The organism is Streptomyces rhizosphaerihabitans, from assembly GCF_025399795.1.
In the GTDB taxonomy this organism is placed as follows: domain Bacteria; phylum Actinomycetota; class Actinomycetes; order Streptomycetales; family Streptomycetaceae; genus Streptomyces; species Streptomyces rhizosphaerihabitans.
The window spans coordinates 142,471-159,988 of sequence record NZ_JAODTZ010000009.1 but is presented as its reverse complement, the minus strand read 5'-3'; the positions used below and the strand labels follow the sequence as shown (position 1 = coordinate 159,988).

General features: G+C 70.0%; 14 protein-coding genes and 1 tRNA gene. 6 read left to right on the top strand and 9 right to left on the bottom strand.

The window, feature by feature from the left end; genetic code table 11:
* Positions 1–14: 14 nt before the first annotated feature.
* Positions 15–1,409 carry a cystathionine beta-synthase gene (locus tag N4G66_RS11985; RefSeq protein ID WP_261704014.1) on the bottom strand — a complete coding sequence of 465 codons (1,395 nt, stop codon included), beginning with the start codon at positions 1,407–1,409 and terminating at the stop codon, positions 15–17.
* A gap of 144 nt (positions 1,410–1,553) precedes the next feature.
* Here N4G66_RS11985 and N4G66_RS11980 point away from each other — a divergent pair, with 144 nt between their 5' ends.
* From N4G66_RS11980 to N4G66_RS11970, 3 genes are all read left to right on the top strand, one after another.
* A complete protein-coding gene (locus N4G66_RS11980; protein ID WP_261704013.1) occupies positions 1,554–2,588 on the top strand; it encodes an SGNH/GDSL hydrolase family protein in 1,035 nt (344 codons plus the stop codon).
* Positions 2,589–3,198: 610 nt separating this feature from the next.
* On the top strand, positions 3,199–4,419 hold the full coding sequence (locus N4G66_RS11975; protein ID WP_261704012.1) for an acetyl-CoA C-acetyltransferase: 1,221 nt from the start codon (positions 3,199–3,201) through the stop codon (positions 4,417–4,419).
* A gap of 292 nt (positions 4,420–4,711) precedes the next feature.
* Positions 4,712–5,509, top strand: a complete 798-nt coding sequence (locus N4G66_RS11970) for a hypothetical protein (protein ID WP_261704011.1) — start codon at positions 4,712–4,714, stop codon at positions 5,507–5,509.
* 210 nt (positions 5,510–5,719) lie between these two features.
* Here N4G66_RS11970 and N4G66_RS11965 read toward each other — a convergent pair whose 3' ends face one another.
* A complete protein-coding gene (locus N4G66_RS11965; protein WP_261704010.1) occupies positions 5,720–6,031 on the bottom strand; it encodes a hypothetical protein in 312 nt (103 codons plus the stop codon).
* Positions 6,032–6,135: 104 nt separating this feature from the next.
* Here N4G66_RS11965 and N4G66_RS11960 point away from each other — a divergent pair, with 104 nt between their 5' ends.
* Positions 6,136–6,366, top strand: a complete 231-nt coding sequence (locus tag N4G66_RS11960) for a DUF4287 domain-containing protein (RefSeq protein ID WP_103550712.1) — start codon at positions 6,136–6,138, stop codon at positions 6,364–6,366.
* Between the two features lie 104 nt (positions 6,367–6,470).
* On the opposite strand, the gene N4G66_RS11955 is transcribed toward N4G66_RS11960, so the two are convergent.
* From N4G66_RS11955 to N4G66_RS11935, 5 genes are all read right to left on the bottom strand, one after another.
* Positions 6,471–7,352: a Bax inhibitor-1/YccA family protein gene (locus N4G66_RS11955; protein ID WP_261704009.1), complete on the bottom strand. Its 882-nt coding sequence runs from the start codon at positions 7,350–7,352 to the stop codon at positions 6,471–6,473.
* Positions 7,353–7,530: 178 nt separating this feature from the next.
* Entirely contained in the window at positions 7,531–8,760 is a 1,230-nt protein-coding gene (locus N4G66_RS11950) for a 4-hydroxybenzoate 3-monooxygenase (RefSeq protein WP_261704074.1), read from the bottom strand.
* Between the two features lie 325 nt (positions 8,761–9,085).
* The gene (locus N4G66_RS11945; protein WP_261704008.1) at positions 9,086–9,454 is read right to left on the bottom strand and encodes a hypothetical protein; all 369 of its coding nucleotides are present in this window, start codon (positions 9,452–9,454) and stop codon (positions 9,086–9,088) included.
* 1 nt (position 9,455) lies between these two features.
* The gene (locus N4G66_RS11940; RefSeq protein ID WP_261704007.1) at positions 9,456–9,803 is read right to left on the bottom strand and encodes a hypothetical protein; all 348 of its coding nucleotides are present in this window, start codon (positions 9,801–9,803) and stop codon (positions 9,456–9,458) included.
* Between the two features lie 169 nt (positions 9,804–9,972).
* A tRNA-Leu gene (locus N4G66_RS11935) sits at positions 9,973–10,055 on the bottom strand.
* Positions 10,056–10,622: 567 nt separating this feature from the next.
* Between N4G66_RS11935 and N4G66_RS11930 the strand changes: the two genes are divergently transcribed.
* Together N4G66_RS11930 and N4G66_RS11925 are read left to right on the top strand one after the other, a co-directional pair.
* Positions 10,623–11,393 (top strand): ABC transporter ATP-binding protein, encoded by a 771-nt coding sequence (locus N4G66_RS11930; RefSeq protein WP_261704006.1) that lies wholly within the window; start codon positions 10,623–10,625, stop codon positions 11,391–11,393.
* A 275-nt stretch (positions 11,394–11,668) separates the two neighbouring features.
* Positions 11,669–14,209 carry an ABC transporter permease gene (locus N4G66_RS11925; RefSeq protein WP_261704005.1) on the top strand — a complete coding sequence of 847 codons (2,541 nt, stop codon included), beginning with the start codon at positions 11,669–11,671 and terminating at the stop codon, positions 14,207–14,209.
* A 100-nt stretch (positions 14,210–14,309) separates the two neighbouring features.
* Here the strand turns inward: N4G66_RS11925 and N4G66_RS11920 are convergent, their stop codons facing one another.
* Together N4G66_RS11920 and N4G66_RS11915 are read right to left on the bottom strand one after the other, a co-directional pair.
* Positions 14,310–15,599, bottom strand: a complete 1,290-nt coding sequence (locus N4G66_RS11920; RefSeq protein WP_261704004.1) for an SAM-dependent methyltransferase — start codon at positions 15,597–15,599, stop codon at positions 14,310–14,312.
* Between the two features lie 257 nt (positions 15,600–15,856).
* Positions 15,857–17,251, bottom strand: coding sequence for an NAD(P)/FAD-dependent oxidoreductase (locus N4G66_RS11915; RefSeq protein WP_261704003.1), 1,395 nt, complete (start codon positions 17,249–17,251; stop codon positions 15,857–15,859).
* Positions 17,252–17,518 lie beyond the last annotated feature (267 nt).

The window sequence follows — 17,518 nt, the reverse complement described above, 5'->3', positions numbered from 1 at the left end:
CAGTCACGCGGCAGTCACGCCCGGGTGCCGCCCTTGGCCAGGAAGGAAAGGAGGTCCTGCCGGCTGACGACACCGGTGGGCTTGCCCTCGACGAGCACGATCGCGGCGTCGGCGCGACCGAGCACGGACATCAGGTCGGCGACCGGCTCGCCGGAACCGACCTGGGGCAGCGGCGACGACATGTGCTTCTCCAGCGGGTCCTCCAGGGAGGCCCGCTTGGTGAACAGCGCGTCGAGCAGCTCGCGCTCCACGACCGACCCGATGACCTCGGCGGCCATCACGTCCGGGTGACCGGCGCCCGGCTTGACGATCGGCATCTGCGAGACGCCGTACTCGCGCAGCACCTCGATGGCCTCGCCGACGGTCTCCTCCGGGTGCATGTGGACGAGCGAGGGGATCGTGGCGCCCGCCTTGTCGTTCAGCACGTCGGCGACACGGGCGCTCGGCCCGGTGTCCTCCAGGAAGCCGTAGTCCGCCATCCACTCGTCGTTGAAGATCTTGCTGAGATAGCCGCGCCCGCTGTCGGGGAGCAGCACGACCACGACGTCGTCGGGGCCGAGGCGCTCGGCGACCCGCAGCGCGGCGACCACGGCCATGCCGCAGGAGCCGCCGACGAGCAGCCCCTCCTCCTTGGCCAGCCGGCGCGTCATCTGGAAGGAGTCCTTGTCGGACACGGCAACGATCTCGTCCGCGACCGAACGGTCGTACGCGGTCGGCCAGAAGTCCTCCCCGACGCCCTCGACGAGGTAGGGCCGGCCCGAGCCGCCGGAGTACACGGACCCCTCGGGGTCTGCGCCGACGACCTGTACCTTGCCGTCACTGGCGTCCTTCAGATACCGGCCGGTACCGGAGATCGTGCCGCCGGTCCCCACGCCCGCGACGAAGTGGGTGATCTTCCCCTCCGTCTGCTCCCACAGCTCGGGGCCGGTCGAGTGATAGTGCGAGAGGGGGTTGTTCGGGTTGGAGTACTGGTCGGGCTTCCAGGCCCCCGGGGTCTCCCGCACCAGCCGGTCGGAGACGTTGTAGTACGAGTCCGGGTGCTCCGGGTCGACCGCGGTGGGGCAGACCACGACCTCGGCCCCGTATGCGCGCATCACGTTGATCTTGTCGGTGGAGACCTTGTCGGGGCACACGAAGATGCACTTGTACCCCTTCTGCTGCGCCACGATGGCGAGCCCCACACCGGTGTTGCCACTGGTCGGCTCGACGATCGTGCCGCCGGGCTTGAGGTCGCCGCTCTCCTCCGCGGCCTCGATCATGCGCATGGCGATGCGGTCCTTCACGGATCCGCCGGGGTTGAAGTACTCAACCTTCGCCAGGACGGTCGCCTGGATGCCCGCGGTCACGTTGTTGAGCCTCACCAGCGGGGTGTTGCCGACGAGACTGATCATCGAGTCGTGGAATTGCACCGTTGTCTCCGGAGCTGCGTTTTCAACAGGAATGGTCCCGCCAGCCTACGGCCCTGAACAGCCGTTCACGCGCCGTTGAGATTGGCCCACCCGCTGTTCTGGGCAAGCAGTGGTTGTACGGCTACAAGGAGGTGGCGGCGACGGATGTCGAGCTTGTCGAGGGCGAGGGTGGCCCGGCGGATCGCTGCGGGCGCGGCGTACGGCGGGGGCGGGGTCGGACTGGTGGGTGCGGCGGCCGTCGGTCTGGTGCTGGCCGAGGTGCAGCTGGCGAAGCGGCATGTGGGCAACGGGCACGCTCCCTACGCCCCGCGCGCGGACGGTCTCTACGGGTACGACTACGCCGGTGCCTCCGCTGACGAACCCCCGCTGCGCCTGACGATGCTCGGCGACTCGACGGCCGCCGGACAGGGGGTGCGCCGGGCCCGCCAGACGCCGGGCGCGCTGCTGTCCTCCGGGCTCGCGGCGGTGGCCGAGCGGCCGGTGGAGCTGTCCAATGTGGCGCTGCCCGGCGCCCAGTCGGACGACCTGGACCGCCAGGTCGCGCTCGCCCTCACGGACACCTCACGGCTGCCCGACATCTGCGTGATCATGATCGGGGCGAACGACGTGACGCACCGGATGCCGCCGACGCGCTCCGTACGTCATCTGTCCGCGGCGGTACGCCGGCTGCGCACGGCCGGTGCGGAGGTGGTCGTCGGCACCTGTCCCGACCTGGGCACGGTCGAGCAGGTCCAGCAGCCGCTGCGCTGGCTGGCCCGGCGCGCGTCCCGTCAGCTGGCCGCCGCGCAGACGATCGGGACGGTCGAGCAGGGCGGCCGTACGGTGTCGCTGGGTGACCTGCTGGGCCCGGAGTTCGAGGCGAACCCGCGCGAACTGTTCGGCCCGGACCACTACCACCCCTCGGCGGAGGGGTACGCCACGGCCGCCATGGCGCTCCTGCCCACGGTCTGCGCGGCGCTCGGCCTCTGGCCGGCCGAGGAGGAGCGTCCGGACGTCTCGCGCCACGAGGGATTCCTGCCGGTCGCCCGGGCGGCGGCGGAGGCCGCCTCCGAGCCCGGCACCGAGGTCACCGCCGCCATGCCCACCGGCCCCCGGGGCCCCTGGGCCCTCCTCAAACGCCGCCGCCGCCAGCGCCTCCCCGCCACGGACCCCGCCCCGACCCCGACCCCGTCCCCCTGACCCTCCGGGTCCCGGGAGGGGAAGGGCTCCGCGGCGCGTTCCCGGGTGCGGGCGCGCGGGAGCCGGCCGCGCAGTTCCCCGCGCCCCTACCCCTGCCACCCGGGCCGGTACCAAGAGCCCAGCTCCGCCGAAATCCAGTCCTCGCCATCGGCGAGCGGAGCCAGGGCAGACCCCGAATCCAACCCCTCCGGCACTTGAGAAGCAGGACCAGGGCAGGGCCCGCTTTCAGCCCCCCGGCACTTGAGAAGCGGGACCAGGGCAGAGCCCGCTTTCAGCCCCCCGGCACTTGAGAAGCGGGGTCTGGGCAGAGCCCGCTTTCAGCCCCCCGGCACTTGAGGAGCGGGGTCTGGGCAGAGCCCGCTTTCAGCCCCTCCGGCGTTTGAGGAGCGGGGCCTGGGGCAGAGCCCCAGAAAGGCCGGCCCCAGAGGGGGCCCACCCCTCACCAAGCCCCCGTGCAACGGCCCCACCGCAAAAGGCGCCCCCGCCCGAGAAAAGCAAGCGCTTAGAAAAGTGCGTCCGGTGTCACACACCAAGACCGGTGACCTCGACGGTACGTACGGGTAACTTCCCAACCAGCCCTGCACACTTCCCGTACGCCAATGGAGCCGTGATGCCCGAAGCCGTGATCGTCTCAGCCACCCGCTCCCCGATCGGCCGCGCCTTCAAGGGCTCCCTGAAGGACGTGCGCCCCGACGACCTGACCGCCACGATCATCGAGGCGGCCCTCGCCAAGGTCCCCGAGCTGGACCCGAAGCTCATCGACGACCTGATGCTCGGCTGCGGCCTCCCCGGCGGCGAGCAGGGCCACAACCTCGGCCGCATCGTGGCCGTGCAGATGGGCATGGACCACCTCCCGGGCTGCACCATCACCCGTTACTGTTCCTCCTCCCTGCAGACCTCCCGCATGGCCCTGCACGCCATCAAGGCGGGCGAGGGCGATGTCTTCATCTCGGCGGGCGTCGAGATGGTGTCGCGGTCCGTCAAGGGCACCTCCGACGGCATGCCCGACACCCACAACCCCCTCTTCGCCGACGCCGAGGCCCGCACGGCCGAGGTCGCGCAGTCGGAGGGTTCGACCTGGCACGACCCGCGCGAGGACGGCCTGATCCCGGACGCGTACATCGCGATGGGCCAGACCGCCGAGAACCTGGCCCGCCTCAAGGGCGTCACCCGCCAGGACATGGACGAGTTCGGCGTGCGCTCGCAGAACCTCGCCGAGGAAGCCGTCAAGAACGGCTTCTGGGAGCGCGAGATCACCCCGATCACGACCCCGGACGGCACGGTCGTCAGCAAGGACGACGGCCCCCGCGCGGGCGTGACCCTGGAGGGCGTCCAGGGCCTGAAGCCGGTCTTCCGTCCCGACGGCATGGTCACCGCGGCCAACTGCTGCCCGCTGAACGACGGCGCCGCCGCCCTCGTGATCATGTCCGACACGAAGGCCCGCGAGCTCGGTCTGACCCCGCTCGCCCGCATCGTCTCGACCGGTGTCACCGGCCTCTCCCCCGAGATCATGGGCCTCGGCCCGGTGGAGGCCAGCAAGCAGGCGCTCCGCCGCGCAGGCCTCACCGTCGACGACATCGACCTGTTCGAGATCAACGAGGCCTTCGCCGCCCAGGTGATCCCGAGCTACCGCGACCTGAACATCCCGCTGGACAAGCTGAACGTGAACGGCGGCGCCATCGCCGTCGGCCACCCCTTCGGCATGACCGGCGCCCGCATCACCGGCACGCTCATCAACAGCCTCCAGTTCCACGACAAGCAGTTCGGTCTGGAGACCATGTGCGTCGGTGGCGGCCAGGGCATGGCGATGGTCATCGAGCGTCTCAGCTGACCGCGGTGACCCGTTCCCGTAACGGGAGTTGAACCCAGCGTGAACGAATCGGCCCAGAAGCCCGTAACCACCGGGACTCTGGGCCGATTTGTGATCCAATCCCCCCCAAGATGTGACCTATGTCCCTTCGGATGGGTATTACCGCAGGTCAGAGGCATTGCACAGCTAAACCCGAGGCCCAAAGTCCTGTCCTATTCGTGACGTTACGCACTGACAGTTTGGTGGTTCTCCCTTCAAGCTGATGTAGGAAGTCGGGGGCCGACTTTGAACCGGGAGTACGTCAGTGAGCGCCATGCCGATTGCTTTGCTGCTCACCACCGCCGCCACCGCGGCCGTGGGCGTCGCCGTTCTGCACACGCTGCAGAGTCTGCGTCGGCAGGTCGCAGCCCTGCACAATGAACTCGCCGAGAGCCGCGCCGGTGCCGCGCGAGGTCTCGTACCCGCCGCGCGCGGAGCCGCCGACGCGGACGAGATACGCATGGCCGTGGCCGAGGCGCTCGCCGACGAGCGGGAGCGGGAGCTCGCCGAGGCGCGCGCCTTCTGGGCCGCCCAGGAGGCGCGTGACGCCTCCGACGCGCCCTCGCTGCTCGGCCTGCCGGACAGCGAACTGTTCCTGCCGCGCCACTCGGACTTCGTGGGCCTGGAGCACCTGGAGCCGGTGGCCGAGACCGGCACGGACCTCGAGGAGTTCCCCCAGACCGGCACCGCCGGCGACTCCCCCGAACTCGCCGCGGCCCGCCGCCGCCACCCCTCGCACCCGGACTTCGTTCCCGTCCAGTCACCCGTGGTCAACGACCACGAACGCACGGTGGCCTGCCTGGAGGAGCTCGCCGAGTCCCGTACGGAGCTGGCGGACGTCCGCCCCGGCCCGCTCGGCACCCTCGATGTCTACGTCTTCGCCGACGGTACGACCCTGTGCATGACCCCGGGCCACCGCGAGACCGCGCAGCGGCTCGCCTCGGCTCTGCAGGCCGGTGAGACCCCGGTCCTGCTCGGCGGCTCCGGTGTCTCGGGCGCGTACGCCCTGACCTTCGCCTTCGGCGACGAGAACGTCTACATCCTGGCGGACCGCGTCATAGCCTCACTGTGATCCGCCAGACGTCACGGTCACCCGCAGGGCGTCACGGAAACAGGCGTCACAGTGACCCGCAAGGCGTCACGGTCACCGCACGGGCGCCTCTGCGAACCGCGTAGCGCCCCTGTGAACCGCACGGCCTCACGGTGGCCGCCCTTCCCCCCGAAGCGGGGGGGCCGACACGCCGAGGAGTGCCGGGCAACCGCGCCGGAGTCGGTCAACGGATCAGACCCCGGCGCGTTTCTGTGCCTCCGCCACGAGCGTGACCGCTTCCGCCAGTTCCTCCTCGTTCTTCAGTACGAGGGCCAAGTCGTGCGCGGCGACCGTGATTTGGTCGGCGGCGGCGAACATCCCGGCGTCGGGCATCTCCCTGGGCTCTCCCGACGGGTCCTCGACCCGCTGGGTGCGCAGCGCGAACTCCCTGGCCAGCCCCAGTGCCTCAGCGGCGGCGCCCCGTTGCAGGCGGCTCTGCGGTGCGGCCCGCAACCGGTCGGCGAAATGGTCCACGGCACGGGTCAACGGCGTCGTATCCAGCACGCCGCGAGACTACGCGCAGCTGCGGGACTGTTGCCAACAACCCAACCCTCAGGCACGGTGGCGTGAAGGACCGGCTTACATCCCCTTTGCGTTCGGAGGCGCCGATGTCCCAAGTCTTCTCCGAGGAGACCCACCGCAACCTGCTCGCCCGCATCCCCCATTGCACCGGTCGTGAGATCTCCGACTGGCTTCGCACCGTCGACGAAGGCCCCGCCCTCTTCCGCTTCGAGGAGAAGGTCAGCTGGCTCCGCGCCGAGCACGACCTCGCGTACGGCCACGCCAAAGCGATCATTCACGAGTACGACCTGAGGAGGGCCGCGCGCAAACTGCTGTGAGCGCGCACCACCGACACGACAGGCACCCGACGACGAAGGGCCCGCGAACCGGTGGTTCGCGGGCCCTTCAGGTCACCTGACGGCCTGTCCGGCCGTCGGCTCGTCTAGTCGTCGCCGCTGAAGATGGCGACCAGTCGCAGCATCTCGATGTAGATCCACACGAGGGTCATGGTCAGGCCGAACGCGGCCAGCCAGGCCTCTTCCTTCGGCGCACCGTAGGTGATGCCGTCCTCGATCTGCTTGAAGTCGAGGGTCAGGAAGAACGCGCCGATCAGGATCGCCAGGATGCCGACGATCGCGCCGAGCGGGCCGCTGCTGCGCAGTCCGCCGTCCGGGGCGACACCGAAGGCGACCAGCAGCAGGTTGACCGCCATGACGACGACGAAGGCGATGGCGATGGTCATGCCGATGCGCGCGTACCGCGCGGTCACCCGGATCCAGCCCGCCTTGTAGACGAGCAGGGTGGCGCCGGTGACCGCCATGGTGCCGAGCACCGCCTGGAACGGGGCCCCGTGCCACTGCGAGTTGTACATCTCGCTGATGACCCCGAGGAAGACGCCTTCGAAGGCGGCGTACCCGATGATCAGCGCGGGCGAGGCGGTGCGCTTGAAGGACTGCACCATCGCGAGCACGAAGGCGACCAGCGCGGAGCCGATGGCCAGGCCGTAGCTCGTGGCGGAGACCGGCAGCAGCGCCCAGGCCAGGACGGCGCCGAGGACGACGGTGCCGAGCGTCATGGCCGAACGCATGACGACGTCGTCCATCGTCATCCGGCCGGTGGTGACCGGGGCCTGCGGCGGAGCGCCCTGCTGAAGGCCCTGCTGTGCGTAGGGGTTCTGCGCGTACGGGTTGCCGCCCTGCTGGGCGTACGGGTTCCCCTGCGTGCCGACAGCGGGTCCCCCGGCCTGCGGCGCCGCGTTGAAGCCCGCGTAGCCGTTGTCGCGGCTGAACCCCCGTCGCGAGAAGACCGGGTTACTGCTCCTCATTTCGCTCCTCCATGGCCACCCTCGTGGCCTTGGCTCAAGAGTAATAGGTAGGCAAAGGAATGACCCTAGTGCTTGGGGAGGATCTTTCCCTCGTTGTGCCACCGTACGCGTGTGCCCCCCGTCACGCCCGCACTGGTACGAAGCCGTGACACCGGCCTCGTGGAGCACTGGTGCCCTCTCAAGCGACCTTGATCCCGTCTTGTTCCCGCGGCCCCGCCCCCGCCCGCTCCCGTTCACCGAGAGGAAAGCCCGTGTAACCCTCCGCGAGGTCCGCCGCGGCAGCGCGTGAGCTCGCGATCCGCTCCAGGCGGGCCAACTGGACGCGGTCCTCGAAGGGGGTCGCGGCGGGGTCGCGATGCAGCAGGGCCGTCATGTCGTACGAGAACCGTTCGGCCTGCCAGACCCTGCGCAGACAGGTCTCGGAGTAGGAGTCGAGCCGCTCGGCCGATCCGGTGTTCCCGAGGTGGATCAGGGCGCGGACGAAGGTGACGACATCGCCGACGGCGAGGTTGAGGCCCTTGGCTCCGGTCGGCGGCACGATGTGGGCCGCGTCGCCGGCCAGGAAGAGCCGGCCGTGCCGCATCGGCTCATGGACGTAACTCCTCATCGGCGTGACGGACTTGGAGGTGATGGGGCCCCGCCGCAGCCGCCAGTCGTCGGCGGTCTCCAGGCGCCGTTCCAGCTCGTCCCAGATCTCCCCGTCGCTCCACGCCCGGGCGTCCGTTCCCTCGGGCACCTGGAGGTAGAGGCGGGACACGGTGGGCGAACGCATGCTGAGCAGGGCGAAGCCGCGGTCGTGGCGGGCGTAGACGAGTTCGTCGTGCGAGGGCGGGACGTCGGCCAGGATGCCGAGCCAGCCGAAGGGGTACGAGCGCTCGAAGGTGCGGGAGAGCGCGGCGGGCACGGCCTTGCGGGCGACACCCCAGAAGCCGTCGCACCCGACGACGTAGTCGCACTCCAGTACGTCCTCGCGCCCCTCGTGCCGGAACCGCACGCGGGCCCGGTCCTCCTCGGCCCCCTCGACGGCCAGCGCCTCGGCCTCGAAGAGCAGCGGCCCGCCCTCCTTGAGCTGCAGCGCGATGAGGTCCTTGCACACCTCGGTCTGCGCGTACACCATCACGGAGCGCCCGCCGGTGAGCTCCGGGAAGTCGATCCGGTGCCGCTCCCCCCGGTAACGCAGCTCGATCCCGTCGTGCCGCAGCCCCTCCCGGTCCATCCGTTCCCCGGCCCCGGCGGCCCGCAGCACGTCCACGGTCCCCTGCTCCAGAATCCCGGCCCGCTGCCGCTGCTCCACGTACGCCCGGTCCCGGCTCTCCAGGACCACGGACTCGATCCCGGCACGGTGCAGCAGCCGGGCCAGCAGCAACCCGGCCGGCCCGGCTCCGACGATCCCCACAGTGGTCCGCATCGACATGCCCACACTTTCCCTCGACGTTCGCTAAGTGAACTTTCCTTCACCAACTCACTCGTGCGAGTCTCCGCCGCCACGGAACCACTGTCAACGGGCGGTGGCCCGCCGCGGCGATCGCGGCGGGCCACCGGAGATGGGCCGGTCGGACCGACGGGGCCGCGCCGCTCGCGGCGGCCCGGCCGACGATCCGGCGGGAACCCCCGACCGTGCCGGCACGACCGGCACGGCGGGGGTCGGCGCTGCACGCGGCACGCGAGCCTCGTCGCCTGGCCGTGGTTCCCGAAACGGTAGGTGAAACCGTTCGCGGTGATGTCCACGTAGTTCAGCGCCCCGCTCTGTACGGACGCGCCCTCGCCGTAGGAGGGGCCGACGAAGCAGTACTGGCCGTTGCCGTTCTTCCGTTGCCCGGCCCCCCGTTGATCCCGGGCCCCGCCGCCAAGGTGCCTCCCACCACCTGGAAGTCCTGCTCGTCCATGCGAGCGGTGTTCCAGCCGGCCGAGAGACCGCCGCAGATCTCGAGGTTCTCGATCAGTCCGCACTTGAAGTCGTCCTCGCAGGCGTCCGGCCTCGCGGTGTCGGGCGGAAGCGACGCGATGCAGGCGATGATCAGGTCGGCGTACGGGGTGACGCCGTCCCGCGCCTTCTGGCCGTCCCACCACACGCACGGGCCGTCACAGATCGGGGTGTCCACCTCACCGGTGTCGACGAGGTGTTCCTTCTGACCGTCCGTTCCGTCGCGCTTCTTCCCCGACTTCTTCTTCGCGGCTCAAGCCGTCGGCGTAGGCGACGCTCTTCACACTGCCCCCCCGTGGACTGCAGAGTCTCGCTGGTCGCATCGAGCGGGTCGCCGTGGCGACATTGGGGATGCCGGTCGAGGAGTCGGCGACCGGGATGCCGCAGGTGAAGGTGAGCGAGGCGGTGCCGTCGGGGTAGACGGTGGTGGCGAGGTTGTTCTTGCCGTCCCAGTTCACACCGTCGGATCCGTTCCCGACGGCCGCCGAACGCCGCAGCTCCGCGATGTCCTCGCGCAGCTCCTCCACAGAGTCCGAGTCCGGCGCCGGCTTCGGCTCGCCAACACGCTCGCCCAGACCGGCGGGCCCGTCGATGGCGCACTGCGGGGAAGAGCAACTGCACCTGCAACCGGACGGATTGCGGGGCGCTGACGCTTCCGGGGAAGCCTCACCCGGAGAGTCACCGGGTAGGGATATGTGCCCGGAACCGGACTTGAACCGGTACGCCCGCGAGGGGCAGCGAGGTTTAAGCTCGCCGTGTCTGCATTCCACCATCCGGGCAGACAATGGGCTCCGCATTGAGGTTCCGAGCCTATCGGGACGCGTAACCCGAACAGCGGGCGTGCGGACCGATGTTGTCTTATTTTATTGACGCCTGAGGGTGCATCAGCACGCGGTACAGGCCGTCAGCACTTGCCAACAGCCTTTCGGACGCTCCGAGCCCGCGTACGCGGATTGACGGAATTTCACCGTCCGAACACGATCGCAACGCGCCTCGGACGCGGTCCCGGGCGGACTCCGCGAAGAGCGACCCCGCGACGTACGCTCCCCGAGCCTTCGCAACGCCCTTCCCGACGGGTTCCCGGGGATCTTCGCGACGGCCGGCCCGAACGGTCCCCGAGCGTCCTCGCGGCGCGTTCACCGAGGGGTTCCCAGGGGTCCTCGCGGCGCGCCGACCCCGACGGCCCTCAGGGGAGCCCCGTCATCCCCAGGTATGACACAACCACTCCCGGTCCGCCCGGAGTCTGCCCTCGGAACCGGAACAGCGGCTGACTACATCCCGCGGATCGGCACGGACGATGGAACACGTCCCCATCAACGTCGTCGTCCCGACAGGAGCACCCTCCCGTGACCACCACTCCCCTCGCCGGCACAAGCACCGCGGTCGCAGCCCGCGCCACGGAACTGTCGAAGGTCTACGGGCAGGGCGAGACCCAGGTGATCGCCCTCGACCGGGTCAGCGTCGACTTCCGGCAGGCCGAGTTCACCGCGATCATGGGCCCCTCGGGATCCGGAAAGTCCACGCTGATGCACTGTGTGGCGGGACTGGACACCTTCTCCTCCGGCTCGGTGCGCATCGGCGACACCGAGCTCGGCTCCCTGAAGGACAAGCAGCTCACCAAGTTGCGCCGGGACAAGATCGGCTTCATCTTCCAGGCGTTCAACCTGCTGCCGACCCTGACGGCGCTGGAGAACATCACCCTCCCGATGGACATCGCGGGCCGCAAGCCCGACAAGGAGTGGCTGGACAAGGTCATCAAGATGATCGGCCTCGCCGACCGGCTGAGCCACCGTCCCTCCCAGCTCTCCGGCGGCCAGCAGCAGCGCGTCGCCGTCGCCCGCGCCCTCGCCTCCCGCCCCGACATCATCTTCGGCGACGAGCCGACCGGAAACCTCGACTCCCGCTCCGGCGCCGAGGTCCTCGGTTTCCTGCGCAACTCCGTACGGGAGCTGGGCCAGACCGTGGTGATGGTGACCCACGACCCGGTGGCCGCCGCCTACGCGGACCGGGTCGTCTTCCTCGCCGACGGACGGATCGTCGACGAGGTCTACGAGCCGACCGCCGACTCCGTCCTGGACCGCATGAAGCAGTTCGACGGCAAGGGCCGCACGAGCTGACACCGCCGGACCGCTCACCCCGGCCCCGCACCCCGAACACAGAGCACAGACACCGGCACCGGCACCGGGTCACGCACCCCGAGCACTGAGCACCGGACCCCGACCACAGAGCACCGGACCCCGACACCGGACCCGCGCACTGAGCACTGAGCACTGAGCACCGACTTCCGTACCTTCCCGCACGGTCCCCGTGCCCGCCCGTGGCCTCCCGCGCCCTCCGCGCACCGGCCCGCGGCTTCCCGCGCCCTCCCGCGACTCCTGGACTGAGAAGACCCATGTTCCGTACCGCCTTGCGCAACGTGTTCGCGCACAAGGCCAGGCTCCTGATGACCGTGCTCGCCGTCCTGCTGGGCGTCGCGTTCGTGTCGGGGACCCTGGTCTTCACCAACACCATCTCGGACGCCTACCAGAAGAGCTCCGCCAAGGGCTTCGACCAGGTCGACGTCGCCATCCACCCGGAGAGCGCGGCCGACACCGGCGACACCCTCGGCAAGAGGCACAAGCTGACCCAGCCGCTGCTCGACAAGGCGGCCGGGGTACCGGGAGCGGCCTCCGCGACCGGTGTCGTCAACGGCTTCACCGCCATCGCCGACAAGGACGGCAAGCTGATCGGCGGCGGCTTCCAGTCGCAGGGCGGCAACTACTGGAGCGGGAAGGACGGCGGGAAGGACCCCCGCTACCCGCTCACGGCCGGGCACGCACCCCACGGCACGGGCGAGGTCGCGATCGACGCGCAGACCGCGAAGCGGGCCGGCTACCAGGTCGGCGACACCGTACGGCTGTCCGTCGACGGCCCCGTCCTCAAGCCCGTCGTGACCGGCATCTTCACCACCGACGACGGCAATGTGGCCGCGGGCGGCAGCCTCGCCCTGTTCGACACGGCGACCGCGCAGCGGCTGTTCCACTCCGTCGGCTCCTACGACGAGATCGACGTGAAGGCCGCGCCGGGCACCAGCCAGTCCGCGCTGCGCGACGCGCTCGACAACGTCGTACCGAAGAACGTCGCCTCCACCACGACCGGCCGGAAGCTCGCCGACGACCAGGCCGAGCAGATCGCCTCGGCGATGAGCGGCATGAAGACGGGCCTGCTGGTCTTCGCCGGCATCGCGCTGTTCGTCGGCACGTTCATCATCGCCAACACCTTCACCATGCTGGTCGCCCAGCGCACCAAGGAGCTGGCTCTCCTGCGCGCCGTCGGCGCCTCCCGCCGCCAGGTCACCCGGTCGGTGCTGATCGAGGCGTTCGTGGTCGGCGCGGTCGCCGCCGTCGGCGGGCTCGCCGCGGGCGTCGGCATCGGCGCCGGAATGCGCTCCCTGATGGGCACGCTCGGCGCCACGGTGCCGGACGGCCCGCTGGTCGTCTCGCCCGGCACGGTCGCCACGGCGCTGCTCGTCGGCGTCCTCATCACGATGCTGGCCGCGTGGCTGCCGGGCCGCCGCGCCGCGAAGATCCCGCCGGTCGCCGCGATGAGCAGCGTCCACGCGAAGGCGACGACGAAGTCCCTGGTCCTGCGGAACACGATCGGCGCCCTGTTCGCGGCCGCGGGTGTCGCCGTGGTCCTCTACGCGACGACGATGGACGGCTCGGACGGCCAGGCCCCGATGGGTCTCGGCGCGGTGCTGCTCATCATCGGCGTCTTCGTCCTCACGCCGCTGCTGTCCCGCCCGATGATCGCCGCGGCGGCTCCGGTCCTGCGGGTCTTCGGCATCTCCGGCAAGCTGGCCCGGCAGAACTCGGTGCGCAATCCGCGCCGTACGGCCGCCACCGCCTCGGCGCTGATGATCGGCCTCACCCTCATCACCGGCATGACGGTGATGGCGGGCAGCCTGCAGAAGTCGATCGACAAGATGGCCAGTTCGGCGATCGAGGCGGACTACGTCGTGTCGATGGCGAACGGGAACTCCCTCTCCCCGGACGTCGAGAAGAAGCTCGCCGCGGTCGACGGGGTCACCGCCACCAGCTCGCTGCGCAACGCGCCCTCCCGTATCGACCGGCAGACCGAGTTCCTGACCGGTGTCAACGGCGCGGCCATCGGCGAACTCACCGACCTCGCCGTCACCGACGGCTCGTTCCGGGTCGGCGGCACACGGGTCGTGGTCGACTCGGACATCGCCAAGGCCCATGGCTGGAAGGCTGGTTCGGACTTCCAGGTCTCCTACGAGGACGGCAGGAAGGAGCGCCTGACCGTCGCCGGGGTGTACGAGGCCAACGAGGTGATCCGGGGCATCATCCTCGACAACGCCACGCTCTCCTCGCACCAGCGCGACGCCGCCGACATGCAGGTCATGGTGAAGACGGCGGGCGGGGCGTCGGCCGCGACCAAGGACAGGCTGGAGAAGGCCCTCGGCGACAACCCCGCCGTCAAGGTCCAGGACAGGCAGGACATCTCCAACGACATCGCGAAGATGTTCACGCTGATGCTCAACATGCTCTACGGCCTGCTGGCGATGGCGGTGATCGTCGCCGTCCTCGGTGTCATCAACACCCTCGCGATGTCGGTGTTCGAGCGCTCGCAGGAGATCGGGATGCTCCGCGCGATCGGCCTGGACCGCAAGGGCATCAAGCGGATGGTCCGTCTGGAGTCCCTGGTCATCTCGCTCTTCGGCGGCGTCCTCGGCATCGGCCTCGGCGTGTTCTTCGGCTGGGCGGCCGGCGAACTGCTGGGCAGCAGGATGTCGACGTACGAACTGGTCCTGCCCTGGGGTCGGATGGCGGTCTTCCTTCTCCTCGCGGCGGCCGTCGGCGTCCTCGCGGCGCTGTGGCCGGCCCGCCGGGCGGCCCGCCTGAACATGCTGACGGCGATCAAGTCGGAGTGACGGAGCGGGGCCGGAGCGGCTGCCCGCGCAACGCACGGGGAGGGGGTCCCGTTCCGTCGGAACGGGACCCCCTCCCCGTGCGTTGCGCCTCCGCCCCGCGTCAGTTCCAGGTTCTCGCCCGCAGCGGCATCCCGGACGAGCCGGTTCCGTCCGGGGTCTTGATCGCCAGGACCTGGTTGACGCCGATCTGGTTGCGTTCGAAGGCGACCGCGCTGGCCGCCATGTACAGGCGCCAGACACGCGCCCGGCCGACACTGGTGAGCCGGACGGCACGGGACCAGCCGGCCTCCAGGTTGGCGACCCAGCGGCGCAGGGTGAGCGCGTAGTGCTCGCGGATGGCCTCGACGTCACGCACCTCGAACCCGGCCCGTTCGAGCTGCGTCACGGTCGTCCCGAGGGGCGCGAGTTCGCCGTCGGGGAAGACATAGGCGTCGATGAACTCGTCGACGGAGTACGTCGATTCGTCGCGCTGCGGCCGCCGCGCGATCTGGTGGTTGAGCAACCGCCCACCGGGCTTGAGGAGGCTGTTCAGCACCTCGGCGTACTCCAGGTAGCGCTCGGCGCCGACGTGTTCGGCCATACCGATGGAAGAGATCGCGTCGTAGGGCCCGTCGGTGACGTCCCGGTAGTCCTGCACCCGGATCTCCACCTTGTCGGTCAGGCCCTCGTCGGCGACCCTCTTACGGGCGTACGCGGCCTGTTCCCGCGACAGCGTCACCCCGACCACGGTCGCGCCGTGCTCGCGGGCGGCGTGGATGGCCATCGAGCCCCAGCCGCAGCCGACGTCGAGGAGCCGCTGACCGGGCTTCAGACCCAGCTTCCCGGCGATGAGTTCCAGCTTGTCGCGCTGGGCCTCCTCCAGGGTGCCGCCCCCCTCCCAGTAGGCGCACGAGTAGACCATGGACGGGCCGAGGACGATCTCGTAGAAGTCGTTGCCGACGTCGTAGTGGTGGCTGATGGCCCGTCGGTCGCTGTGCTTGGTGTGCAGGTGGTGGCGTCTGCGCACCTCCTCGGCGGGCGGGGCGGGCGGCAGCGGCGGCCCGGCCATCTTCACCAGCCCGCGCACCGCGGCGCGCACCTCGGGGTCGCGCAGCGCCTCCATGAGCCCGCGCGTGTCCTCGCTGCGCTCCCAGACGAGCCCGGAGATCAGGTCCAGGGCGGTGTACAGGTCGCCCTCGACACCCAGGTCACCGGAGACCCAGGCGCGGGCGAGTCCCAACTCGCCCGGTTTCCACAGCAGACGGCGCAGGGCCCGCCGGTTGTGGACGACGAGCGCCGGAGCCCCGGGCGGGCCCGCTTCCGAACCGTCCCAGGCGCGGATGCGCAAGGGGAGCGGAACTCCCAGCATCTGTTCGACAAGGCTCTTCAGCCGCGGGGCGGCGTCCTGCATGGCGTACACCTCCGAGACAACACCCGAACGCTCCGACACCACGTAAACATCTACCCGCTCAGCGCGCAGTCCCCCTTCCGCGTCACAGATTCGCAAAATGCGTGTACGCGCCATGCTTTGCGCGCCGGGTTCACACCCCGGGTTTCACGCGCCGCGCCGGGTGCTCCAAGCGTGCCGGGCGCGCCGGGGAAACACCGAAGGGGCCGCCCGCACCACGGATGGCGGGCGGCCCCTTCGGGGCGTTCGGTGACCGGAGGTCAGGAGGCCTTGGCCTTCGCCTCGGTCTTGGCGGCGGGCGCCGGGGCAGCCACGGCCGGAGCCGGCTTGGCGGCCTCGTAGAACTCCTCGCGAGGAGTCTCCATGGCGCCGAGGGAGACGACCTCGCGCTTGAGGAACATCGCGAGCGTCCAGTCGGCGAAGACGCGGATCTTGCGGTTCCAGGTCGGCATGGCCAGACCGTGGTAGCCACGGTGCATGTACCAGGCGAGACGGCCCTTGAGCTTGATCTTCGTCTTGCCCAGGACGATCATCGCGACGCCCTTGTGGAGACCGAGACCGGCCACGGCACCCTTGTTGGCGTGCGCGTACTCCTTCTGCGGGAAGCCCCGCATCCCGGAGATCACGTTGTCGCCGAGGATCTTGGCCTGACGCAGCGCGTGCTGGGCGTTCGGCGGGCACCAGGCGTTCTCGACGCCGGCCTTGCGGGCGGCGACGTCCGGCACCTGGGCGTTGTCGCCCGCGGCCCAGATGTAGTCCGTGCCCTGCACCTGGAGGGTGGTCTGGGTGTCCACGTGGCCACGCGGGCCGAGCGGCAGACCGAAGCGGGAGAGAACGGGGTTCGGCTTGACGCCGGCCGTCCAGACGATCGTGTTGGAGTCGACCTCGAGGCCGTTCTTCAGCACCACGTGGCCGTCGACGCAGGAGTCCATGGAGGTGGAGAGGTAGATCTCCACACCTCGGCTCTCCAGGTGCTCCTTGCCGTACTGGCCGAGCTTGGGGCCGACCTCGGGAAGGATCTTGTCCGCGGCGTCGACGAGGATGAAGCGCATGTCCTCGCGGGACACGCTGCTGTAGTACTTGGCCGCATCGCGGGCCATGTCCTCGACTTCACCGATGGTCTCGGCGCCGGCGAAGCCGCCACCCACGAAGACGAAGGTCAGCGCCTTGCGGCGGACGTCCTCGTCCGTGGTGGAGTCGGCCTTGTCGAGCTGCTCGAGAACGTGGTTGCGCAGGCCGATGGCCTCCTCGATGCCCTTCATACCGATGCCCTGTTCGGCGAGGCCGGGGATCGGGAAGGTGCGGGAGACCGCGCCCATCGCGATGACGAGGTAGTCGAAAGGCAGCTCGTACGCCTCGCCCACGAGGGGGGCGACCGTGGCGACCTTGCGGTCCTGGTCGATGGTGGTGACCCGGCCGGTGAGGACCTCCGCCTTGGGAAGTACACGTCGCAGCGGGACGACGACGTGCCGCGGGGAGATGCTGCCGGCGGCGGCTTCGGGGAGGAAGGGCTGGTAGGTCATGTACGACCGGGGATCGACGACCGTGACGGTCGCCTCTCCGTAGCGCATCTGCTTGAGGATGCGCCGAGCTGCGTACAGGCCTACGTACCCACCGCCTACTACGAGGATCCTGGGACGCTCCGTGGTGCTCATGCCATCGAGTATCCACCCGCTTCAGGGGGGTCGCTCGTGCGCCCCTTCACAAGCTTGGGCAGGGGCTCTGCTACACTCCGCCGCCCACGTGATCGAGGTCATGGCGGCCCGGGGGAACCACCGTACGGTTCGTACCGTTGTCAACACCGCGTGAGCTGCACTCCAAGCCATTCGGCCCAGCGGACCACACCCCTGTTTCACCACCCGGAAACACGGCCGCAACGCTCCATCGAGCATGCTGCCCGACCGCCTGAGCCCTACGGAAGG